23 protein-coding genes and 2 pseudogenes are annotated in these 23,024 nt (G+C 40.1%); 2 read left to right on the top strand and 23 right to left on the bottom strand.

All coding sequences use genetic code 11. The features are described from left to right. Positions 1-29: 29 nt before the first annotated feature. From ACXAEO_RS13590 to ACXAEO_RS13670, 17 genes and pseudogenes are all read right to left on the bottom strand, one after another. Positions 30-1,685 carry an ATP-binding protein gene (locus ACXAEO_RS13590; protein ID WP_474881891.1) on the bottom strand — a complete coding sequence of 552 codons (1,656 nt, stop codon included), beginning with the start codon at positions 1,683-1,685 and terminating at the stop codon, positions 30-32. A gap of 147 nt (positions 1,686-1,832) precedes the next feature. Further along, positions 1,833-2,675, bottom strand: a complete 843-nt coding sequence (locus ACXAEO_RS13595) for a DegV family protein (protein WP_474881893.1) — start codon at positions 2,673-2,675, stop codon at positions 1,833-1,835. Between the two features lie 312 nt (positions 2,676-2,987). Then, positions 2,988-3,239, bottom strand: a complete 252-nt coding sequence (locus tag ACXAEO_RS13600; protein ID WP_474881895.1) for a DUF2535 family protein — start codon at positions 3,237-3,239, stop codon at positions 2,988-2,990. A gap of 185 nt (positions 3,240-3,424) precedes the next feature. Further along, positions 3,425-4,696, bottom strand: a complete 1,272-nt coding sequence (gene ilvA / locus ACXAEO_RS13605) for a threonine ammonia-lyase IlvA (protein ID WP_474881897.1) — start codon at positions 4,694-4,696, stop codon at positions 3,425-3,427. Between the two features lie 247 nt (positions 4,697-4,943). Further along, complete coding sequence (locus ACXAEO_RS13610; protein ID WP_474881900.1) at positions 4,944-5,669, bottom strand: lysophospholipid acyltransferase family protein; 726 nt, start codon at positions 5,667-5,669, stop codon at positions 4,944-4,946. 97 nt (positions 5,670-5,766) lie between these two features. Next, positions 5,767-6,252: a type 3 dihydrofolate reductase gene (folA, locus tag ACXAEO_RS13615; protein WP_474881902.1), complete on the bottom strand. Its 486-nt coding sequence runs from the start codon at positions 6,250-6,252 to the stop codon at positions 5,767-5,769. Continuing rightward, on the bottom strand, positions 6,249-6,548 hold the full coding sequence (thyA, locus tag ACXAEO_RS13620; RefSeq protein ID WP_474881905.1) for a thymidylate synthase: 300 nt from the start codon (positions 6,546-6,548) through the stop codon (positions 6,249-6,251). The genes folA and thyA (ACXAEO_RS13620) overlap by 4 nt, the downstream gene beginning before the upstream one ends. Before the next feature lie 289 nt (positions 6,549-6,837). Continuing rightward, positions 6,838-7,335: pseudogene (gene thyA / locus ACXAEO_RS13625) on the bottom strand (thymidylate synthase); the annotation flags it as partial. A gap of 126 nt (positions 7,336-7,461) precedes the next feature. Next, positions 7,462-8,364, bottom strand: coding sequence for a formyltetrahydrofolate deformylase (gene purU, locus ACXAEO_RS13630; protein WP_474881907.1), 903 nt, complete (start codon positions 8,362-8,364; stop codon positions 7,462-7,464). Between the two features lie 178 nt (positions 8,365-8,542). Continuing rightward, positions 8,543-9,112 carry a spore coat protein CotJC gene (cotJC, locus tag ACXAEO_RS13635; RefSeq protein ID WP_474881909.1) on the bottom strand — a complete coding sequence of 190 codons (570 nt, stop codon included), beginning with the start codon at positions 9,110-9,112 and terminating at the stop codon, positions 8,543-8,545. Between the two features lie 13 nt (positions 9,113-9,125). Further along, entirely contained in the window at positions 9,126-9,386 is a 261-nt protein-coding gene (locus ACXAEO_RS13640) for a spore coat protein CotJB (RefSeq protein WP_474881911.1), read from the bottom strand. Continuing rightward, positions 9,383-9,598 carry a spore coat associated protein CotJA gene (locus ACXAEO_RS13645; RefSeq protein ID WP_474884151.1) on the bottom strand — a complete coding sequence of 72 codons (216 nt, stop codon included), beginning with the start codon at positions 9,596-9,598 and terminating at the stop codon, positions 9,383-9,385. The genes ACXAEO_RS13640 and ACXAEO_RS13645 overlap by 4 nt, the downstream gene beginning before the upstream one ends. A gap of 131 nt (positions 9,599-9,729) precedes the next feature. Beyond that, positions 9,730-10,488 carry an anthrax toxin lethal factor-related metalloendopeptidase gene (locus ACXAEO_RS13650; RefSeq protein WP_474881913.1) on the bottom strand — a complete coding sequence of 253 codons (759 nt, stop codon included), beginning with the start codon at positions 10,486-10,488 and terminating at the stop codon, positions 9,730-9,732. A gap of 146 nt (positions 10,489-10,634) precedes the next feature. Further along, on the bottom strand, positions 10,635-11,234 hold the full coding sequence (locus ACXAEO_RS13655) for a YpjP family protein (protein ID WP_474884154.1): 600 nt from the start codon (positions 11,232-11,234) through the stop codon (positions 10,635-10,637). A gap of 769 nt (positions 11,235-12,003) precedes the next feature. Further along, positions 12,004-12,141, bottom strand: coding sequence for a YuzL family protein (locus tag ACXAEO_RS13660; RefSeq protein WP_474881916.1), 138 nt, complete (start codon positions 12,139-12,141; stop codon positions 12,004-12,006). A 70-nt stretch (positions 12,142-12,211) separates the two neighbouring features. Then, the gene (locus ACXAEO_RS13665; protein WP_474881919.1) at positions 12,212-12,988 is read right to left on the bottom strand and encodes a class I SAM-dependent methyltransferase; all 777 of its coding nucleotides are present in this window, start codon (positions 12,986-12,988) and stop codon (positions 12,212-12,214) included. Positions 12,989-13,158: 170 nt separating this feature from the next. Continuing rightward, positions 13,159-13,596 (bottom strand): BrxA/BrxB family bacilliredoxin, encoded by a 438-nt coding sequence (locus tag ACXAEO_RS13670; RefSeq protein WP_474881921.1) that lies wholly within the window; start codon positions 13,594-13,596, stop codon positions 13,159-13,161. A gap of 361 nt (positions 13,597-13,957) precedes the next feature. On the opposite strand from ACXAEO_RS13670, the gene ACXAEO_RS13675 reads away from it, so the two are divergent. After that, entirely contained in the window at positions 13,958-14,806 is an 849-nt protein-coding gene (locus ACXAEO_RS13675) for a polysaccharide deacetylase family protein (RefSeq protein ID WP_474881923.1), read from the top strand. A gap of 44 nt (positions 14,807-14,850) precedes the next feature. On the opposite strand, the gene ACXAEO_RS13680 is transcribed toward ACXAEO_RS13675, so the two are convergent. The 6 genes from ACXAEO_RS13680 to ACXAEO_RS13705 form a co-directional block, all read right to left on the bottom strand. Beyond that, entirely contained in the window at positions 14,851-15,978 is a 1,128-nt protein-coding gene (locus ACXAEO_RS13680; RefSeq protein ID WP_474881925.1) for a conserved virulence factor C family protein, read from the bottom strand. A 197-nt stretch (positions 15,979-16,175) separates the two neighbouring features. Continuing rightward, the gene (locus ACXAEO_RS13685) at positions 16,176-18,071 is read right to left on the bottom strand and encodes an ABC-F family ATP-binding cassette domain-containing protein (RefSeq protein ID WP_474881928.1); all 1,896 of its coding nucleotides are present in this window, start codon (positions 18,069-18,071) and stop codon (positions 16,176-16,178) included. Further along, a complete protein-coding gene (locus ACXAEO_RS13690) occupies positions 18,068-18,712 on the bottom strand; it encodes an HD domain-containing protein (RefSeq protein ID WP_474881930.1) in 645 nt (214 codons plus the stop codon). The genes ACXAEO_RS13685 and ACXAEO_RS13690 overlap by 4 nt, the downstream gene beginning before the upstream one ends. Before the next feature lie 408 nt (positions 18,713-19,120). Further along, positions 19,121-19,597, bottom strand: coding sequence for a glutathione peroxidase (locus tag ACXAEO_RS13695; protein WP_474881934.1), 477 nt, complete (start codon positions 19,595-19,597; stop codon positions 19,121-19,123). 131 nt (positions 19,598-19,728) lie between these two features. Next, positions 19,729-20,232, bottom strand: coding sequence for a hypothetical protein (locus tag ACXAEO_RS13700; protein WP_474881936.1), 504 nt, complete (start codon positions 20,230-20,232; stop codon positions 19,729-19,731). Positions 20,233-20,243: 11 nt separating this feature from the next. Beyond that, positions 20,244-21,932, bottom strand: a complete 1,689-nt coding sequence (locus ACXAEO_RS13705) for a formate--tetrahydrofolate ligase (RefSeq protein ID WP_474881938.1) — start codon at positions 21,930-21,932, stop codon at positions 20,244-20,246. 173 nt (positions 21,933-22,105) lie between these two features. Here ACXAEO_RS13705 and metA point away from each other — a divergent pair. Then, positions 22,106-23,013 (top strand): annotated as a pseudogene (gene metA, locus ACXAEO_RS13710) (homoserine O-acetyltransferase MetA). The last annotated feature ends 11 nt before the right edge of the window (positions 23,014-23,024 follow it).

Raw genomic sequence — 23,024 nt, forward strand, 5'->3', positions numbered from 1 at the left:
ACTTCTTTTCCTATTAAATCCATATTTTATTAGGCAATGGCATTTTCATTTGGAGAAGGAGGAAACAGACGAGGGAGCGATACAATAAAAGTCGTTCCTTTTTCTTTTTCACTCGTTACGGTAATTTTACCTTTCATTTTCTCAATGAGCTGGTAAGAAACCATCATGCCAATTCCTGTCCCTTTTTCTTTCAATGAATAAAAGGGAGTTCCAAGTCGCTGTAGTTCTTCATGTGACATACCAATTCCAGTATCAGCAATGGTTATATGGACAAATTCTAAATCCGCCGACAGCTGTACCTTTAATACTCCTCCATCTTTCATTGCCTCAATTCCATTTTTCATAATGTTAAGGAGCACTTGATTTAATTCATTTTTGCTTCCTTTGACATGCACTTGTTGACTCACATCCAGCTCAATTTCAATATTATTTGTCAGCAAAGCATAAGAGGACAGCAATTCTACTAAATTTGTTAAACAAGCAGCACAATCGATGCTCTCCTTATGCTCCATATCGGGACGGGCCAGTGAAAGATAGTCATTAATAATAAGTTCTGCACGGTTCATTTCATTAATCATCAGTTCCACATAGCCTCTTTCATCTTCGGTGAAATTTTCCTTTTGCTGAAAAATTTGCAAAAAACCTTTGACAACCGTCATCGGATTTCGAATTTCGTGCGCGACAGAGGCGGCTAGTTGGCCAATCGCATTTAATTTTTCTGCACGCTGGAGCTCTTTTTGAAGCTTTGTCCGTTCAATAATCATTTCCATTTCATCAATGGCTTTTTCAATTCCTTTCAGCGGCTCTTTCGGATTCACTTTTTCACCAAAGTGTTCTGTCGTAGCCGCTACTTGGTCAAACAATATTTGCAGTTTTTTCGTCATTTCATTGAATTGCCAGCTTATATCTCCAATTTCAGATTTATCAATTTGCCTCATACGTACTTGAAAGTTCCCTCTGCTTACTTGCTGAATACCGTTTAGAAGTTCTTTCAGCGGGGACATCAATTTCCTTAAACCCCAGTCTTGGAAAAAAATAATGATAGTAAATAAGATGATGCAGCTTACAACAAGTGACGCAATGAGCTTTCGCTGATACGTTATTAATAAACTCGCATCAATGTCGATGGCAAATACGGCTATTACGTTCTGATTTTCATCCATAATGGGTACATATCCCGTAATCCATGTACCAAACGAATCCTCGTACACGTTGGAATAAGAAGGTGTCTTTAAGCGAAGAGTACGGTTATAAGCACTCATGAATTCTTTTGAAGCGGTGTAAACCTGCTTTTCTCCTAATCCCGCTTCAACTTGCTCACTTCCGGTCGCTAATACTTTTATCTTATCATCGTCCATTGGTTCCGCTAACAAAATGGAAGCGATAAAGTAGGAAGATTGATCGGTGCTAATTTTTTGAATGGTTTGTTTAATCTTTTGTGTATAAAAATCAGATTGTGGCTGCTCACGTGCTGCTATTTGAATATCTTGAATAGACAAAGTATTTTTCCATAAATTTGCCGTGCCGAGCGCTTGATTCGATAGTACCTCCTGAATGGCGTTTTTTTGAGTTTGGTAGCTAATGTAGGCTGTTCCTAACCCTACTAAAATAACAATAAAGGTGGAAAATAGAACCGTTTTGTTAAACACACTCAAATTTTTCAAATACGTCCTCAAATTTTTCACCACTCAATCTCCTATATGTCTTATTACGATAAAATTATATCATATTTCCAAAAATTAAAAATATTCATTGTGTAAAAACATTATAAGCCAGTACGCTTGTGACTTTACTAGTGAATGAGAAAAACTCCTTAAAACAAGGAGTTTTTCTCATTCAGCATAATACATAAAACCAATAGCTCCCTTTCCTGTATGTGTGGAGATTACAGGTGTCGTGTAGCCAATAGGAAAGTCAACATATCCAGTCGTTTTCATAAGCGATTGCTTAAGTTTTTCAGCAAGTTCTAAGCCTTCTGCATGTGCCAGTCCAATTTTTTTGACCGTTTTCCCCGCCGTTTCTTCTTCAAACTTTTTCGTCAAATACTTGACAACTTGAGAATGGCTACGTACCTTTGCTATAGGATTATAGACACCATCTTCAAGAGAGGCAATCGGTTTAATATTTAATAATGAACCAATAAACGCTTGTCCGCGTCCAATTCTGCCACCCTTTATCAAATTTTCAAGCGTGTCAACTACCACAAATAAAGAAGTGTTTGTACGAATTTCCTCGAGGCGTTTCATGATTTCTTCTATTGTTTTTCCTTGTTCAGCCATCTTTGCCGCTTCTATCGCTTGAAAACCTAGCGCTCTGGATATATACATAGAATCAATAACTTTCACATTGCCTTCTACCATTTGAGCCGCACTCTCCGCAGAACGTACTGTCCCACTCATGCCACCTGTCATATGGATGGAAATAATGTCATAGCCTTGTTTAATATAGGTTTCATATACTTCCACAAACTTTCCGACAGGTGGTTGTGAACTTTTCGGCAGTTCTTTAGATGAAGCCATGCGCTCAAGAAACTGCTTCGGTGTAATATGTACGCCATCTAAAAAGCTTTCTTCATCAATAACAATTGATAATGGAACGACTTCTATGCCATACTGTTCAACTTCCTCCGCTGATAAATCTGCCGTTGAATCAGTAATGATTTTAATTTTAGTCATCTTTTCACCTCTTACAAAAACTTGAGCCTTATTATACCATCTCTAAAACAAACGAGAAAGAAAATCGCTTCGCTCTGTTGTAGCGGATTTTCATTTTTAAAAACCCTCCAACGGATGGTTGGCGGGCTTATCAAGTATAAGGCGAGGCAATTGTTCCAACGTATGTGGGCAACCTAAAACAGCAATGTCTTCGCTTTTACATTTTTATATAGAAAAGAAAAATCTTACCACCCGTTCAGACGAAACAAAAAGAAAAGCCGAAAAGAAGGCGCTTTCATTTCTTCTTTCCGACTTTTCACATTGACTCTTTACTTAGGCGTTATTCTTTAAGACCGTCTCCTTAAAAATACGTTCATACTGTTTCCACGTCAGCACTCGTTTTAAATGTTCTTTAAACGAATATACTGCTTTCGGGGTTTGATTATAGTGAATGGTTTTTATCAATGACTCAAGCCGAATTGAAATCATGAACCGATAAGTGTGATCATCCTCCATTACAGGAATTTCAATGATTTTTACCTTCTGCCCATTTACATGTTTAAATTCTAGGCTTTTCAATAGCAAAATATCAATCCTCTTTTTCACCCGTTTTTTATATTATACCTTACTTCCAACACGAATATTGTCTTTTTCTGTTGGATTCATTTTTAAATTTCGCTATCAATGCGACTAAAAAAGGGAGCCCACGGTTTCACCGTATGAATAAAACAATGCGACTTTCCCGTTTGGAAAGCCGCACTGTTTTAAGTTTAAATAAGTAAATGAAACAAATTGCTATCTTTGTTCACTTCAGTAAAAGGAAATCCTTTTTTATTCAACCGATCGATTAACGAAAAATAATCTTCTTTATATTTCAATTCGATTCCGACTAATGCAGGCCCGCTGTCTTTATTATTTTTCTTCGTATACTCAAACCGGCTAATATCATCATTTGGTCCAAGCACTTCATCTAAAAATTCCCTTAATGCACCTGCACGTTGAGGAAAATTGACAATAAAATAATGTTGGAGCCCTTCATAAATCATTGATCGCTCTTTAATTTCTTGCATCCGGCCAATATCATTGTTCCCTCCGCTTACGATGCATACAACTGTTTTCCCTTTAATTTCATTGGCGTACGCATCTAATGCAGCAATCGGCATCGCTCCAGCTGGTTCCGCTACAATCGCATTTTCATTATAGAGAGATAAGATGGTTGTACATACTTTCCCTTCTGGAACAACGACAATATCATCGACAATTTCCTTGCTGATGTCATAAGCAATGGTCCCCACTTTTTTCACAGCTGCGCCGTCAACAAATGGATCAATTTTCTCAAGAGGGATGACCTCTCCTCGTAAAATCGATTCCTTCATACTTGGTGCACCTTTCGGCTCTACACCAACTAGCTTTGTTTGCGGAGACACACTTTTAATGTAGGTGCCGACTCCTGAAATGAGTCCACCTCCTCCGATGCTTGCAAAGACATAATCAATGTCCTCTTCACAGTCATTCAGCATTTCAACTGCAACCGTCCCTTGTCCGGCAATCACGTCAACATCGTCGAATGGGTGGATAAATGTTCGGCTCTCCGCATTGCTGCACGCAATCGCTTGCTCGTACGAATCATCAAATGTATCACCAACTAAAATAATTTCGACATTGTCCTTACCTAAAAACTGCACTTGATTCACTTTTTGTCTTGGGGTCGTGCTCGGCATGAAAATTTTCCCTTGAATGTCAAGTTGACGGCAAGCATAAGCCACTCCTTGCGCATGATTCCCTGCACTCGCACAAGCAATCCCGTTCACAAGCTCTGCTTCGCTCAGTTTTTTGATTTTATTGTACGCACCGCGTAGTTTAAACGAACGAACAGCCTGCAAATCTTCACGTTTCAAATAAACATTACACTCATATCGTTCGGACAATAAATTATTTCGCTGTAAGGGAGTATGAATGACGACATCTTTGATCATTTGATTTGCAATCAAAATGTCCTCCAAATGAACGGCTTTCACTTTGTTTTCAACTTGTTGTCCCATATTCAACTTCCTTCCTCTTTTTCCCTTATGATTTGTACATTATATCACGAAATAAGATTTAATTAAGTGTTTTTTCTAATTTTTTAAACAATTTTAAAAATAAAAAGGGTCTGTTGGCGAAGAAGATTTTCGTCTTCGCCAACAGACCCACAAAATGGACCGTTACGAAAATCTAGTCCATTTTCTATGAAACGGAAAAACAGTTATTTTTTGAAATGTTTAGGCGTTATGACAACACTCCTTTTCTTCATTTATGAGCTTTCTCTAACTTCTCTACAATTGTTTCTCGAATAAGACGAGCCGCTTCCTTGCTGTCTACTTTTTCTTCCATATGTTTGACAAAAGGTTTAGAAAGGATGACTTCTACATGGGCCGGTGTAAAACCGAATTTATTTTGTTCCATAATTTTATACGTGCCCTGAATCGTAACAGGGACAATCGGCACATTCGCATCGAATGCCATCCGAAGTCCGCCTCCTTTAAACTCAGAAACAGGCCCCCCTTTGCTTCTCGTTCCTTCCGGAAAAATAACAAGCGAATGCCCATCCTGTAAAGTTTGAATACCATCTTTAATGGCCTGAATCGATTGACGGCGATTACTTCGGTCAATAAAGACACAATTCATCACTTCCATCCATTTCGGTACAAGCGGAATTTTTTTCACTTCCACTTTTGAAATAAATCCAAACGGCTTCTCAATTGAGCTCATCAATACTGGAATATCAAAATTTCCTTGATGATTACTTACAAACAACACAGGTCCTTCAGGTATATGCTCCGCTCCCTTAACCGTTACAGTCGAACCTGTTAAGTTGACTAAATCTCGTGCCCACCGTTTCGGCACTTCATGAATTTTTCGGTCACGCTCCTCTACACTCATGGATGCAGGCAGCTCTTTTACCTTCCGTAAAAAAGGCAAACTGTACACTAAAAAACCGAAAAAATACATAAACCAATAAATCGATCGTATCATGTTGCTCCTCCGAATTTCTCATCTCAAATTTCAAATACCATCGAGCGCGAACAAGCAAATTGTTCATGCTCGATGGTATTATCGGTAAAACGAAACATTATTTAATTCGGTTATACACCGTAAAGAAGTAAAGGTACGGATTTTTTTCATCTCTTATACCTTCTGTTTTTGAACTAAGTTCCCACTCACGCTTATCGAGAGCCGGAAAATAAGCATCACCTTCAAATTCCTCTTGAATTTCTGTCAAATAAAGGCGATCTGCCTGTTGCAATGTTTGCTCATATAGATGAGCCCCGCCAATTACAAACAGCTCTTCTCCATCTTTATTTAATTGAAGAAGCTCTTCAATGGAATGAACGATGGATACACCGTCTGCTTCATAACCTTCCTGGCTCGTTACCACCACGTTTTCACGACCGGGAAGCGGTTTGCCAATGGATTCAAACGTTTTTCTGCCCATCACAATGGTATTCCCCATCGTTATTTTTTTAAAATATGCCAAATCGGCCGGCAAACGCCATGGCAAATCATTGTTTTGGCCAATTAAACGGTTTTGATCCATTGCGGCAATTAATGAAATCATACACTCACCTCGCCTTTAATATGTGGGTGTGCTTCATAATTAACGAGCTCAAAATCTTCAAATTTAAAATCAAAAATTGATGTAACTTCTGGATTAATTTTCATTTGCGGAAGTTCTTTCGGTTCACGCGTTAGCTGTAATTTCACCTGTTCTACGTGATTGGAGTAAATATGCACATCGCCAAATGTATGAATAAATTCACCCGGTTCTAAATCACATACTTGTGCAATCATCATCGTTAACAACGCATATGACGCAATATTGAATGGCACTCCTAAAAATACGTCAGCTGACATGATCTTCAATTAAGTTCGCTACACTTAATCCGCCTAATTCGGCTGCCCTATGTCACCATAGGGATGAGACTATATCACGATCTCTTTTAGAGACCCCTTGCATTTCGAATCCCCATCGCTTGGATTCTACTCCCATTGTGGGATAGTCGTTCGGCGTTTATTTATTCTTTGTAGATTTCATTACATCACCTACAAAAAATAAAATTTAGCACGGGATTGTCTTTGAAAAGAGTTTCCCCGTTTAGCAAGGTTTTCGATACAGATTTCTCTGTAAAGGCGCTCATTATTAACGCTGGTAAAGCTGACAAGAAAGTTTGCCATCCGCTACGTAAAACTGGAATAAGCAATGACATGGCGGCAAAGCCATGTTATCGACATCTGCTACATTCCACGCACTGACGATATGACGGCGGGAATCCGGATTATGTTTAATTTGCTCAATTAAGTTCGAAATTTGGTCAATCTGTTCTCCATTCGCTGTTGGCCACGAACGCCACTGATGCCCGTACACAGGTCCTAATTCCCCGTTTTCATCTGCCCACTCGTTCCAAATTCGGACACCGTTATCCTGTAAATATTTCACATTCGTATCTCCCTGTAAAAACCAGAGAAGCTCATGGATAATACTTTTTAAATGCAGCTTTTTCGTCGTAATGACAGGGAAACCATCTTGTAAATTAAAGCGCATTTGATAGCCAAATGTACTAATTGTTCCCGTACCTGTCCGATCTTCCTTCTTTGTTCCGTTCTCTAATACATGTTTGCATAAATCCAAATACTGCTTCAACACATACACATCCTTTAATTAACGTTCCTTTCTATTTTAAACGACATGAGAGATTGATTCTAGCTAAATCGGCATAATCTCCTCATCCATCCAGTCAATTAAAAAAAGACCCAAACGGGTCTTTTTTTAATTGAATACAATTGTTTTATTTTGATGAACGATAATCCGATCTTCTAAATGCCACTTCACAGCTCTTGCCAATACACTACGCTCAATGGAACGGCCGATTTTCTTCAATGACTCTACATTATCTCGGTGATTTACACGCTCAATCCCCTGCTCGATAATTGGCCCTTGGTCAAGCTCGTCCGTTACATAATGCGATGTTGCTCCAATTAACTTCACCCCGCGCTCATATGCACGCTCATATGGCTTCGCTCCAACAAATGCTGGTAAAAATGAATGGTGAATATTAATGATACGGCTCGGATGTGCCGCAACAAAGTTAGGTGTTAAAATTTGCATATAGCGAGCAAGAACAATGAGATCGATCTGATGCTCTTTTAACAGTTGAAGTTGCTTCAGTTCCACTTCTTGACGGTTCTCTTTATTTGCCGGAATATAATAAAACGGAATTCCAAGCGACTCTACTACTTCACGTGAATCTTCATGATTACTAATGACAAGAGCAATATCAGTCATTAAATCACCGCTCTGCCACTCCCAAAGCAATTCAAGCAAACAATGCGGCTCTTTAGAAACGAAAATAGCCGTGCGTTTTACATGGTATCCATATGTAAAGTTCCATTGCATCCCAAATTTCCCAGCAATATTTTGAAAATCTGCTTCGAGCTGTTCTTCCCGCTCTTTTAATTGCTCACATTCAAACTCTACTCGCATAAAGAATGTGCCGCCCTCGTGGTTTGTTGAATATTGACTGGACTCCACAATATTGGCTTCATGTTCAAATAAAAATTGAGAAACAGCCGCGACAATCCCAGGCTGGTCAGGACAGCTAATTAATAATCTGCCACGATTTTGATAATTGTCTTGAAAAGACTTCATTTTGTCTTGAATAAATGTGCTCATGTAGAAACTCCTCTTTTACCTATTTTTCTGACTATTAAAATAGTATATCTATCACCTGTTAATTTCAACCCTTCGCCTAAAAGATTTGTTGAAACGTGCCGTTAAACAGCAGGATAATTCCTAATTATGACAGAAAAAACCGCCAATGAACGGTGGATGTTCATGGCGGATTATCCTCTTAAAACACTTTCTTACGGTCACGTTCTTCTTTCAAAATTTCAACCGCTTCTCGAAAACGCTGGGAATGAATAACTTCTCGCTCTCGTAAAAAACGTAAGCCGTCGTTTAAATCTGGGTCATCTGACATATCAATAATCCATTGATACGTCGCTCTTGCTTTTTCTTCAGCCGCTATATCTTCATAAAGATCTGCAATCGGGTCACCTTTTGCTTGAATATACGTTGCTGTAAAAGGCGCTCCCCCGGCATTATGGTAAAACAATGCACTATCGTGATTCACATAATGTGGAGCCAGCCCTGCTTCTTTTAACTGTTCTGGCGTCGCATCTTTGGTCAGCTTATATATCATCGTTGCAATCATTTCAAGATGAGCAAATTCTTCTGTTCCGATATCGGTTAAAAGCCCCACCACTTTATCAGGAATGGTGTACCGTTGATTTAAATAGCGTAGTGCGGCTGCAAGTTCGCCATCTGCTCCCCCGTACTGTTCAATCAAATACTTGGCAAGTGTTGGGTTGCACGTACTTACTTTTACTGGATACTGAAGTTTTTTTTCATAAACCCACATTTTGTAATTCCTCCTATACTTGCCACGGCCACGGACTTGTGCCCCAGCTCCAATCCGCATCAGTATAACTGTTCCCATACTGCTGAAGAGGGCCAAATTTCACTTCAAAGGTTCGTTTAAGCTGCATGCTTTGCTGAGCATATTGATTGAATTGCTGTAATGCCTGGTAATCATTTGGATGTGTATCTAAATAAAGCGTTAATTCCACGAGCACAAAATCAACCGCCTGAATCTCCTCTAAGCTTCGATAATATTCTTCGGACAACTGTTTCATCCATCACGCCCCCTTTTATCTTCGTATGGATTTTGATAGTCATCCCAAAAAGCAGGCCATAAAGTCCCTTTTTTCAACGCTTCTTTTGGACTGTACTGCTGCAGATTCGGTGGCTGAAATCCTATATAAAGATTCGGCGGCGTTGAATAATATTTTTTCCCAATTGGCTTACAAGGGTCATATCGGCTATGAAAAGGCTCATATGACTTCATTCGAGTAAAGTCGTTCTTTTGTTGTTTTGGCAATGGTGACACCTCTTTTACATAAGCGTTTACTTTAGGTTTATTCATCTACAGCCTGTCTACATGACAAAAAAAAGACTGACTCAAAATATACTTTTGAATCAGCCTTTTTCTATACTCCTTCTCTTTACTCGCAAGAATGCTTTATCTGTCTGCTCTAACGTTTTTTGAAGAAAATGGTACGTATTAGGAGCGCGCTCTTTCAATTGATTTCTTGTTAAGCGACTAAAATAAAACATCGCAAACGTTTCCGCAAAATACTCTTCCGGATACATTAAAAAATAACCTCTTCCAGGGAAAAGCTGTTCCCTTTCTGTTTGCCATGCCGCTAAAAAATCCGGATGGTTCCTAATTTCATTCAATACATATTTATCAATCGTATGTGCCGTCTCATGTAGCTCCAAATTCACTGAACCGTGCCCCTGTCCTTTCGAGCTGCTTCCAATTCGGACATACACCATCTTTGAACCGCCAGCCCCAGGGACAAAATCCCATGTCGGGCCATTTTCACTATATCCTCTTGGCTTAACCCCTTTAAGATGGGAAAACGCATACTGATCGGTTAACTTCCCTGTAAACAATTTAATACGAAGCTGCTTTTCTCGCATCCCTTTTAACACAACAGGATTAATTCCAGAAAGCCGCTCGACTATTTTAATCCCTTCCTTGTTGTCAAATATCTCTTTAGGTACATACACCAATTCCCCTAGAAGTGGAGCATTTTCACTTCGTTGAAACACAATGTCGCGAAAGATCGCACTGTTCTTCAAGGCTAGTCCATCTTGTTCATATGAAGAATACGTAACCGTAGGTAATAACAGCAATAGAAGCAATGAACACAGCACGTATCTCGTTTTCATCGCCAACTCCCTCTCTTACTCTATTGTTTTATCATTGTATCATAATCACTTCTGAGTAAGAGATTGTAATATTTAGAAAAAGTTATGTAAGAGGCTGCCTAAAAAGGATTCCTTTTCAGACAGCCTTGGCAGAAAGGATTTTATGTTTAATTCAGCCATTTAGGCGGCGTATTCACATCCCAATAAATGTCGCCTAATGGATAATGCTTTTGAAAGCCGTCTTCCCATGTATGATAATGGAAATTAAACCAATAACCATCTTGAGGTGGATGATCACGCCTCACATGAAAACGAATGACATCTTGCCCTGTTTCCCTGTTATAAACATGAAAAATCTTTTCTCCATATCCACCTGCCGGCTTTTCACTAATCTGCAAACCCCGAAGTTGTTCTTCCGGCCATTCAGCCGCAAATTCCGATAAAACCTTTTCAATCTCTGGAAGAATGACATCTTTGAATTCATCTTCAATCACTGGAGCAATTTTAGTACCGAACTTCTCTAACGATTGTCGCTCCGCTTCTTCAATGGCAAAATCAATAAAGGCATCTGCATCATAAATGGGGGCTTCCGGTTCTTGCTCCAATATTTGAACGACAGGTTGCGGATCATGCTGGCGTATGTATCCTGCTTTTGTCGGTTTATCTGCTTTTACTTCATCTATATATAAATAATGCGGGGGCGTCACAAGTCCAAATGTACAAACCGTTATTAACGTTATTAACGTTTTTCGCATCCATTTTGGCATACGCATACGTCTTCATCCTTTCCTATCTACCTCGTAATCAACTAATCTCCTAATCGGATTTATATAGCCGCTTTACTTAGCACGGGCTCTCAAAGGTTCATCTAAGCGTCTGTCGCCAACCGTAGAAAACGCTTAGGTCTAGCAAACTACACATGACAATTCTTTCGACATGTGCAGTTTACTAGATCCATCTATATAGAGTATATTAACACGCTTACATATTTTGAAACCGCAAATAAATGAAATGTTCAGAAACGTTCACATTTTTAGTTCATATCCCCTCCTAAATTGAACAAAAGGCTAAAACAGCTTGTCTTATTTATCTTATATAGACGAATAAAACGAAAAAAAGTTTCATGTTTTTATTCGCATGTTCAGAAAAAAATTCATAGAGGATTATATAAAGTGGACTAAGAGGAAATTTACCCTTTATACAGTCCATTCACGGAGGCTGTGTAAAGGGTAAACACTAAATATCCGTCAGCATAAAATAAATGTATTTAGTGTACATTTATTTTATAAAGAACTGACAGTCTGAAAAGGAGTGAAACGATGGATACAGTTTATATTGCTTCCAGTCTACTACTGCTTATTTATTTCGTAGTTTTAACGTTCACAGATTAGGTACCTCCTATAAAAAGCTCACTCATAAACGGATGTTTATACTTAAATTGAAAACCCCCTTTCACAATCGCCGTTGTTGCTGGATTGTGAAAGAGGGTTCCAGACACTGATGAAGAAATTGTTCATTTTTCATCAGTCTTTTTTATCATCGCTTCGTTTGTGCTTGCTTCATCCGTGAAGAATCTTTCATCACTGCACCTGTTTCTGACGTTGTCGTTCCTTGCCCTTGTACATTCGGTGCATTTAGCTCTGATTTCGAGTGGTCTTTTTTACGTTTAGCCATGTTGTCACCTCCATCTTTAGCTTTCCCTTTTCTGCTTACAACTATGAAAAGGTAGGCATAAAGAGTGAGATTAACGGAGCTCCATGACACCAAAATGAAATTTAGCTGTTTTCCGGCGTTGCACATTAAAGCCAAATTGCTCAAAACGCGGGCTTTGCCAATGATCTTTCAAGACAACACGATTTCTCGCTACACGCTTTGCTTCTTTGATGACGTCATCCGTTAAAGAAGAATAGAGAGCTACTTGTCTTAATCCTTTGATGCCATTTGACTCTTCAATTTTCTCTGGAAACATTGGGTCAAAATATACGACATCGAAACTATTATCTTCACAGCAATGTAAATATGCTTCGTAATTTTTATTAACGATTTGAATGCGTTTCATTGCTTCGTTCATTTCCAGTAAATCAGTACTCCACTCTTGAAGACCGTGTTTAACGAGATAAGCTAGAAATCGGTTTCCTTCTAATCCGACAATTCGTCCCTTTTCTCCTGTTGCAAGACTGGCAATGATGCTGTCAGATGCCAAGCCTACTGTACAATCAAGTAGACTCATGCCTGCTTCTAATTGAACTGCCTCTAAAAATGGATCGGCTTCTCCCCCCATCACCCGTTTGGCTCGAAACATGGAAGAGTTAGGGTGAAAAAAAATCGGTTCACTTCCGCCCTTTAGGTGGATTTCCAAACGATTTTTCCCTACAACAAGCACATCTGCTTCTTCCTGTTCTTGAAGATCCTTAACAGCCTCCTTATTTCGCCGAACATAGGGGACATGCAATTCTTGAGCGACACTCTGCGCTTTTACTATCATCTCTTCATTTGTGCGTCCCGCTGTTGTGACAATCATACTTTTCCTCCTTAACCTTTTAACCCCTTCGACTTAACGTCATGTGCGGTGACATTCTCCCTTCACATTTATCCGTTTTCTTAAAAGACTACATCAGACTTTTTCAGGAATCAAATAAACCAAATGGATGTGAGCTCTTTGCCCACATCCATTTGGTCTTAGAAATCTGTCTATTCACAGTGCTGATCGAACGCCAACATGATATTTTCAAAAATCATTTCAATCGCCTGTCCTTCGATATCGTGTCGAGGAATGAAATGAACAACCTCTTTCCCTTTCAATAAAGCCATGGATGGAGAGGATGGTTCTAAATCAGTAAAGTACTCTCTCATTTTAGCTGTCGCCTCTTTATCTTGACCAGCAAATACGGTTACAAGATGATCTGGTTTCTTTTCAGTATGCAAAACCGCATGAGTTGCAGAGGGACGAGCTAAACCAGCAGCACACCCGCAGACCGAGTTCACAACAACAAATGTCGTACCTTCTACATTTTCCATGAATTCCTCTACCTCTTCAGCAGTAGTTAATTCTTTAAACCCGCCACGTGTTAACTCCTCACGCATCGGCTTCACCATTTGACGCATATATTCTTCATATGCCATTGACATAATCAACATTCCTCCTATTCCTTTGACGGTAAAAGCATACTACAAATACACAAAAAAATGCAATGATACACCATTCATTTTTATAATAAGAACTACTTTAATAACGATAAATTCCTATATATTCTATTTAACTGGTGGAGGGGTGTACACAACACATTCTTTAGACCTTCTGAATAATCATTCAAAAGTTCACCTAAGCACATTGGGCATGACATGCCCAATGTGCTAGATTGATTCATATAGTTCGTTCGACTTAATTCAACATAAATAAACATAATTTACTAAACGCTACTAGGATTACAGATTAAAGTATACTATTATGGAAGTATAAGATATTACATAAGTAGAAAGGATTTTTTTAATGAAACGGCTCCCTAAACCAAAAAAACCGTTTTATGCCGCCGTAGGGACTTTACTTTTAGTTCTATTTTTTATTTTCTCTTCGACTACTGAAGATGGAAAAGCAAAAGAGCAGTGGCATATTCAACCAGCTTCTCTCCCACAAAAACAAACCTCCGATATAGAGGAATTAAAAAAAGAGATTAATAGTTTACATTACCCTCAGGTTTTATCCACTACCTTAGACAAAAACGAACAGCGGATTCAAAAGCCCATTCATTTCACGTTTGATGACGGCCCTACGACGGATACACCTTATATTTTAGATATTCTGAAACAATTTAATGTGAAGGCAACCTTTTTTATGTTAGACGGACAAATGAAACGCTTTCCTAATATTACGAAGCGGGTAGCGGCAGAGGGCCATGCGGTCGGGTGTCATGGCGTTACACACAACCTCCATAAAATTTATGCTCATGATGGATCGGCTTTGCAGGAGATGCAACAATGTAAAGACACTTTAAAGGCCATTACCAAAATAGACAGCACGCTTATCCGTGTTCCTTTCGGAAGTGCTCCTTATTTAAAAGAGCCACATCGCTCACAACTAAAAGCAGCTGGCCTTCAGCTATGGGACTGGAATGTGGACAGCCTAGATTGGAATGCCAAATCACCTGCGCAAGTTATTCACAATGTCCTTCCGCAAATTAATCGACTGGAGCAATCGAAAACAACTCCTATTGTGTTATTTCATGACAAGTCGGTGACAGTCCAAGCACTTGATCACATTATTGCCTTCACTGAAAAAGCAGGTTACCAGCCTATTGTCATCTCCGAAACGATGCAACCACTAGAATTTAGTGTTCGGTAAGCATAAACGCAATCCCCCCGACATTCACTGACGGGGGATTGCGTTTATGCTTTTCTTGATTCCGTCATCTGCTTCCATACAGACCCTTTTGCTTCCTCTCCACCTTCAATCCGAGCAATGGCCATTTTGACTTGGAGGCTCACTTCAAACTCTGGATCATGTTCTGCTTCTTTTAAAGCAGGGAGCGCCGTTTCATCTCCCACTTCATATAAGTACATAGCAGCCCTCCAGCGAACGAGTTTGTTACGATCAGCTAAAGCTTCGCACATTGCCGGAATAGCTTCTTCATAGCCTAAGTCTGACAAACAATCCCCCGCTGTTCGGCGCACCGTGACGGACTTGTCTTTTAAGGCCTCATATAAATAAGGAAGAACTTCCTTTGTTTCAAGCATCCCTAAATAAACAGTAGCCAATCGGCGAATAGATGCTTTTTCATCATGAAGAGCTTTTTCGAGCACTGGTAAATCATTGACCGTCGGATTCATTTGCTCCAAATGTGCGTAACGCTTTGACCAGTCCTCTTCGTTCATCATCTCGATCGTCACATCGTATGCTGGACGCGGTTGGGTGTTCTTTTCACCTTCTCGTTCCGCTTTTGCCGATTGAACGAGTCGATCAAGGCGTTCTTGAGGATAAGCAGCAGCCAGTTCATCGACAACTTCCTGACCGATATCCTTCAAATCCCCATAACGGACTCCTTGCTCTTTCCAGCTTCGCTCCAACACTACATTATCGGATGCACTTTGCATTTGAACAATCGCCTGTTTAAAACGCTCTGGCAAACCGAAACGTTCTTCCGTTAAGTCATCTGTTAGCTTAACTTGCATCGGAATGTTTTTAAACATTTGCACATACACTTTCACTTCACCAAAATGGTCGTTTAACGTGTCCTGTTCACCATTTGTTTCTGAAAGTTCCTCTCCAAATGCAGAGCGGACTTGAGGCAAAATTTGCTTCCAGTCAAATTTCGCATTGCGTTCTACCGCTAAAAAATCAGCAACATGATAGACGCCTTTTACACCTTCAATTTTCAATATATCTTGAATAACCGGCGGAGCGCCGTCTGCATTTTTTTCATTATAATTATTGCTTTTGCCGCCCGATAATTCTTCGTCTAAATTAATTTTCATCGTATTTGGACTTGGAGTCGGCTCGATTGATTTGATTTTCATAATCGCGTCTCCTTTTCTTTTTATATCTATCTGAAAGTTTAGCGCTAATGTTTGACTCATATGCACGTCTAAGCCAAACACATCATTCCATCAAAATTGTAGCACATCTTAAAAACGGAAGTCTAACAACGCGATTAAAGAGAGAGGGGGAAGACTTTGCTGAACTACGTTACGTCCCACGCCCCCTCTTTTCATCATTAGCTCTGCATTTCTTCTACCAGTTCTGATAGCTCTGCCCAGCGGTCCATCATTTTACTCAGTTCTGCATTCATCTGCTCTTGTTCCAGCATCAGGTTATGCGCTTTTTCATAGTTGCTTCCGGACGCTTCAATTTCCGCTGCAATTTGTTCTAGTTTTTCTTCCAACTCGGCAATGCTATCTTCAATCGTGTCCCACTCTCGTTGCTCGTTATAGGAAAGTTTGCGTTTTTTCGTTTTCTCCGCCTGCTTACTTTTCTCTTCCTTCACTTTCGGCACCGCTTCAATCTGCGATTGTTTTTGAAGCTTTTCTTCCAAATAATCGGTATAAGCGCCAAAATAAGTTGAAACTGTCCCATTCCCTTCAAACACAAGCAAATAATCAACTACTTTATCCAAGAAATAGCGATCATGGGATACTGTCAGCACAACACCAGGAAACTCTTCCAAATAATCTTCAAGCACAGTTAACGTTTGCGTATCTAAATCGTTTGTCGGCTCATCCAGCAAGAGGACATTCGGTGCTGTCATTAGTAATTTTAATAAGTAAAGGCGGCGGCGCTCCCCACCTGACAACTTGCGTAAAGGTGTTCCATGCGTATGTGATGGAAATAAAAAGCGTTCCAGCATTTGCGAAGCCGAGAGAACCTTTCCATCTGTCGTATGAATGACTTCAGCAGATTCCTTAATATAATCCAGCATGCGCTGATTTAAATTCATATCATCATTTTCTTGCGTATAGTACGCCACTTTAACGGTTTGTCCTGTATCGACTTCTCCGCTGTCCGGCTGAATTCGCCCTGCAATCATATTTAACAGAGTCGATTTTCCGCTTCCATTCGCTCCTACAATACCAGCACGATCGCTTTTTTTCACAATATGAGTAAAATTGCGTAAAATGACTTTCTCTCCGTACGACTTTTGCACTTCGTTAAATTCAAATACTTTTTTCCCTAAGCGACTTCCTGCTAAACTCATGTCCAGTTTATCAGACTGGGAACGGTCCAGTTTCGACTCTAATTGTTCAAAGCGTTGAATTCGCGCTTTTTGTTTCGTTGTTCGCGCCTTCGCTCCTCGACGTATCCACGCAAGTTCATTTCGGTATAAATTGTGAAGTTTTGACTGGGTGGCTTGCTCTTGTTCTTCCCGAAGCGCCTTTCCTTCCAAAAAGGCTCCGTAGTTTCCTGCATAACTATATATCGTCCCTTTATCAAGTTCAAAAATGCGGTTTGTAACTGCATCTAAAAAATAACGATCATGCGTTACAAGCAACAGCGCACCTTGATAGCGAGCTAAATATTCTTCCAGCCATTTGACCGTTTCGTAATCAAGATGGTTCGTTGGCTCGTCTAAAATGAGCAAGTCTGGTGTCTCGATCAATACTTGAGCAAGTGCCACTCTTTTTTTCTGTCCGCCTGATAACTCACCCATTTTTTGACGCATATTAGTAATGCCGAGCTTTGTCAAAATGGCTTGAGCACTTGAATTCGTTTCCCACGCATTCATCGCATCCATGTTTTGCTGAATTCGATACAGTGCAGCTTGGTATTGTTCATTGGCTGAATCGCGCTCAAGGTCATATAAAGCCAGCTCGTAATCTTTCAATAGTTTCAATAACGGACTATCTCCGCTGAACACTTGTTCAATAACTGTAAGCTGTTCATCAAACTCAGGCTGCTGAGCTAAGTAGCTAATATGATAATCCTTTGAATGCGTGATATCACCAGAGTCAGCAAATTCCAACCCTGCAATAATCTTTAAAAGAGTCGATTTCCCTGTCCCATTTACCCCTATTAAACCAACGCGCTCCTGGTCGGAAATCGTAAAAGAAATGCTTTGAAAAAGCTCTTTTTCTCCATACGTTTTCGTCATGTTTTCTACTGTTAACATTTTCATCGCAATCCATTCCATTCTTTCATAAATTGTTGTACGTATTGTTCCATATATTGATGACGCTCTGCCGCCAATTTTTTACCTGTATCAGTATTCATTAAGTCTTTCAGCTTTAACAGCTTTTCATAAAAATGATGGATCGCCGTACTTTTCCCATGACGGTATTCTGCTTCCGTCATCATCTCTCGGACTGATACCGCATCATCGTACATGACAGTGCCTTTTGCTCCGGCATACATGAAGGTGCGGGCAATTCCAATGGCTCCAATGGCATCCAGACGATCGGCATCTTGAACAATCTGCCCTTCCAGTGTGCTCATCGGCGGGCGGTTGCCCCCTTTAAAGGACATCGTCGAAATAATATGTATAATTTGTTCTACTACCGCTGAAGCAATCCCTTGTTTGTGCAACCATTGGGTCAACTCCAAGTAAGCCGCTTCCACATCGTTGACAACTTTATCATCGACTACATCGTGTAATAAAGCGGCCAATTCAATAACAAGCACATTCCCTCCTTCTCGTTTGGCAATGTAAAGCGCATTATCCCTCACCCTTCTGATATGTTCCCAGTCATGACCGCTATGATCATACGCAAGCTTTTGTTTTACCCATTCTTCCGTAAGTTGAATCATATCATTGTTCATTCTCAAACCTCATTCTTGTTCTTTAATATGTACTAACGTCGCCAATCTCGAAAGCTAATATAGTGACTAAACACCATCTTATTTTTTATGTATCGTTATTGTATCATGAAAAAATCATTTATTGGAGAAGCAGACTGAGAAGGATTTTCCTTTACACTTTCCCCCTTGCTTAACCTATAAAAAACGTTCAATACAGGAAAAAAAGCGAAATGGATGAGCATGGATCCTGATCCTTCTTCGTAACAAAAGGGGGACCAAATTGCCGAGTCATGGGGAAAAGGCGAACTGTTTTAATAACACGAAAAAGACAGGGAGTCCTGCCTTTTTCGTGTTTTTGGCTCATCAGAAAGAAACCAATCGTACAATTTTGAGTGTGCTACTGAATCGCTCACGCTTTAAAGCAGGACACTACATTAAACCTTCAATATCCTTTTCAATATCAGCAGGAGCGGTTTGTGGCGCAAAACGTTTCACTACTTCTCCCTTTTGATTCACTAAAAATTTCGTAAAGTTCCATTTGATCGCTTTTGAGCCGAGAAGGCCTGGAGCTTGCTCTGTTAAATAAGTGAACAACGGATGTGCCTGTTCTCCTTTAACATCTACTTTAGCAAACATCGGAAATGTAACCCCATAATTCAGTTCGCAAAATGATTCAATCTCTTGTTCTCCACCAGGTTCTTGTGCGCCAAATTGGTTACAAGGGAAACCTAACACTTCCACACCTTGATCTTGATACTTGTCATAAAGCTCCTGAAGTCCTTTATATTGGGGGGTAAATCCACATTTACTTGCAGTGTTCACAATTAAGAGAATCTTTCCTTTATATTGTTCGAACGAAACTTCTTCCCCTTTAATCGTTTGAACCGAATACGAATAAACACTCATATTTTTGCCTCCTCCTATTCCAACTAGTAAAGAATGAATTGCTGACAGTCATTCTTCATTGCATTTCTTTTAGTGTATCGGCATCTTGGCAAAATGCAAAAATGAATGCTTTTATCACTCATTTCAATACGTTACTGAAACTGTTCCAACGTTTCCGACATATACTCAATCATTTCTACAATATCATCTACTTGGTCTTCATAAATATAACGGTTAAACTTAATACTCATTTCGTTTTCATAGCGATTCGTCCCAACAACATGGCTGACACGCTGTTCGATGGTTCGTTCTTTCCCCCAAATAGTGCGAAGGCGTTTCTCATAGTTTGCACATTGCGTTTCAGAAAACGGACTTGTTTGCGATAACGCAAACGCAATTTCAATTAAACAACCTGGCTTTATTTTTTCATTCTCAGTCAGCTCGGCATGAATGTGATTAATGTGCGTTTTTAACGTCAACTTGGCTGTCATGCTATCATGTTGTTTAAAGGAAATTCGGTATACACGTGAAAAGCGTGCCAAATCGACATAGTCCTCTCGATTGACGACAGCTAGACGCCCCTCTAAATCTAATTCATACACTTCTCCTTCAACCACAACTTTTAAATTATCAAATACAATAGGATCAAACATCATCTTCAGTCCTTTTAAAAAATTCCAACTGCACGTCCAGCATCATCAACATCCATATTAAGCGCAGACGGTTTTTTGGGTAGTCCTGGCATTGTCATAATGGCTCCAGTTAACGCAACCAAGAAGCCGGCTCCGATTGACGGCCTGAATTCCCGAATAGTAATTGTAAACCCTGAAGGGCGGCCTAACTTCGTTTGATCATCGCTTAAGGAATATTGCGTCTTTGCCATGCAAATCGGTAAGTTACTCCACCCGTGCCGCTCAAATTGCACCATTTGCTTCTTCGCTTTAGCAGAAAATTCAACACCGTCAGCTCCGTACACAATTTTGGCAATGGCCCCTACTTTCTGTTCAATCGATTGAGACGTCTCATAAATCGGGGCGAACTCATTCTTTCCTTTATCGATTGCTTCCATTACTTTTTCTGCTAACTCAACGCCACCTTCTCCACCTTTTTCCCACACTTCCGTTAAAGCGACAGGTGCTTGCTCATTTTGACACCAAGCTAAAAGTGCGTCAATTTCAGCCTGCGTGTCTGTCACAAATCGATTAATGGCTACTACAAACGGTAAACCAAATGCTTGAATCGTTTCCATATGTTTTTTCAAATTGGCTATTCCTATTTGCAGCGCCTCGACATTCTCATCTGACAATTGCTCTTTTGGCACGCCCCCATGCATTTTTAATGCTCGAATGGTCGCAACAATCACAACTGCTGCTGGTTTCATCCCGCTCATGCGCGCTTTAATATCTAAAAATTTCTCAGCCCCTAAATCGGCTCCGAACCCTGCTTCTGTCACGACATACTCCCCGAGCTTAGTCGCCATTTTTGTCGCAATCACGCTATTGCAACCATGCGCAATATTCGCAAACGGTCCTCCATGAATAATAGCAGGTGTATGCTCCAACGTTTGGACAAGATTCGGTTTTAATGCATCTTTCAATAAAAGAGTTAGCGCCCCTTCTACCCCAAGATCTGCTACTGTTACCGGCTCGTCGTCCATATTGTAAGCAACGACAATGCGAGCTAGGCGTCTCTTTAAATCTTTCATATCTGTTGCCAAACAGAATACAGCCATAATTTCCGATGCAACAGTAATGTCAAAACCGTCTTCACGCGGAACCCCTTGGACCGGACCTCCTAACCCAACGACTACTTGCCTTAAAGCACGGTCATTCATATCGACAACACGCTTCCATGAAATTTTTCGTGTGTCGATGCGAAGTTCATTTCCTTGATGAATATGATTGTCGATGAAAGCAGAAAGCGCATTGTTTGCGGCTGTAATCGCATGAAAGTCACCGGTAAAATGAAGGTTAATGTCCTCCATCGGAATAACTTGCGAATAACCGCCTCCTGCTGCCCCTCCTTTAATGCCCATTACTGGACCAAGAGAAGGCTCTCTCATAGCAATGACAGCCTTTTTCCCTAGGCGATTGAGTGCCTGCCCTAATCCGACGGTTACCGTTGATTTTCCTTCACCAGCAGGCGTTGGGTTAATGGCCGTCACTAAAATGACTTTTCCATCTTCTTTGTTATGTAAACGATTTAATATATTAAGGGACAGCTTTGCTTTATAATGTCCGTACGGCTCTATTTCTTCCTCCGTCAAATCAAGCTGCCCTGCGATATCCATTATTTTTTTTATATTGGCTTCTTGAGCGATTTGTAAATCACTTTTGTATGTAGATGCAATAATCATCTCTCAACCTCCCATTTCTTCTTGCTTTCATGCGCTCTCATTTTAACATGTTCCATTTCAAGGTTGGACAAAAAAGAATCAATTTTTGGAATAAACATGATTGCTTAATTTTCTGTATATTCTTATAATGTATATATTATTTTACACCCCACGCTTAGAAGGAGGTTTTAGGATTGCCCATTAATATCCCACGGGATTTGCCCGCTAAAGCAATTTTAGAAAAAGAGCGTATTTTCGTGATGGATGATCTTCGTGCTGTCTCCCAAGATATCCGTCCATTAAATATTGTGATTTTAAATTTAATGCCGGAGAAAGAAAAAACGGAGACTCAGCTGCTGCGCTGCTCGGCAACTCCCCGCTGCAAGTGAACATTACATTGCTTTATCCAGCTACACATGAGACGAAAACAACGAGTCAAATTCACCTTAATCAGTTTTACAAAACGTTTGATGAAATTAAACATCGAAAATATGACGGCATGATCATTACAGGTGCTCCCGTTGAACAGCTAGATTTTGATGATGTCGACTATTGGCCCGAACTTGCCGAAATTATGGATTGGTCCAGTACCAATGTCACATCAATTTTACATATTTGCTGGGGAGCACAAGCCGGGCTTTATCATCACTTTGGTATTCAAAAATACCCTTTACCGAACAAATGCTCCGGTGTATTCCGTCACCATCTAGCAGACGAACCGATTAGACTGTTGCGCGGACTTGATGATCAATTTTTCTCGCCGCATTCGCGCCATACAGACATTCGCAAAGACGAAATCGAGCAGCACCCTGACTTAATGTTATTGTCCCATTCGGATGAAGCTGGCGTCTACCTTGTCATGTCTAAAGATGAAAAATTCATTTTTATTACTGGTCATCCAGAATACGATGCGGAAACATTGCAGCAAGAATACACACGCGACCTTCAAAAAGGCATGGAAGCACAGGCCCCGGTCCATTATTTTCCTGGAAATGACCCAACCTGTAAGCCGGTCAAAACTTGGCGCTCTCATGCATATTTGCTATTCATGAACTGGCTGAACTACTACGTGTATCAAGAAACGCCATATGTGTGGGAGTAAAAGTCAAACAT

Source organism: Bacillus sp. ABA4_010 (assembly GCF_056159105.1).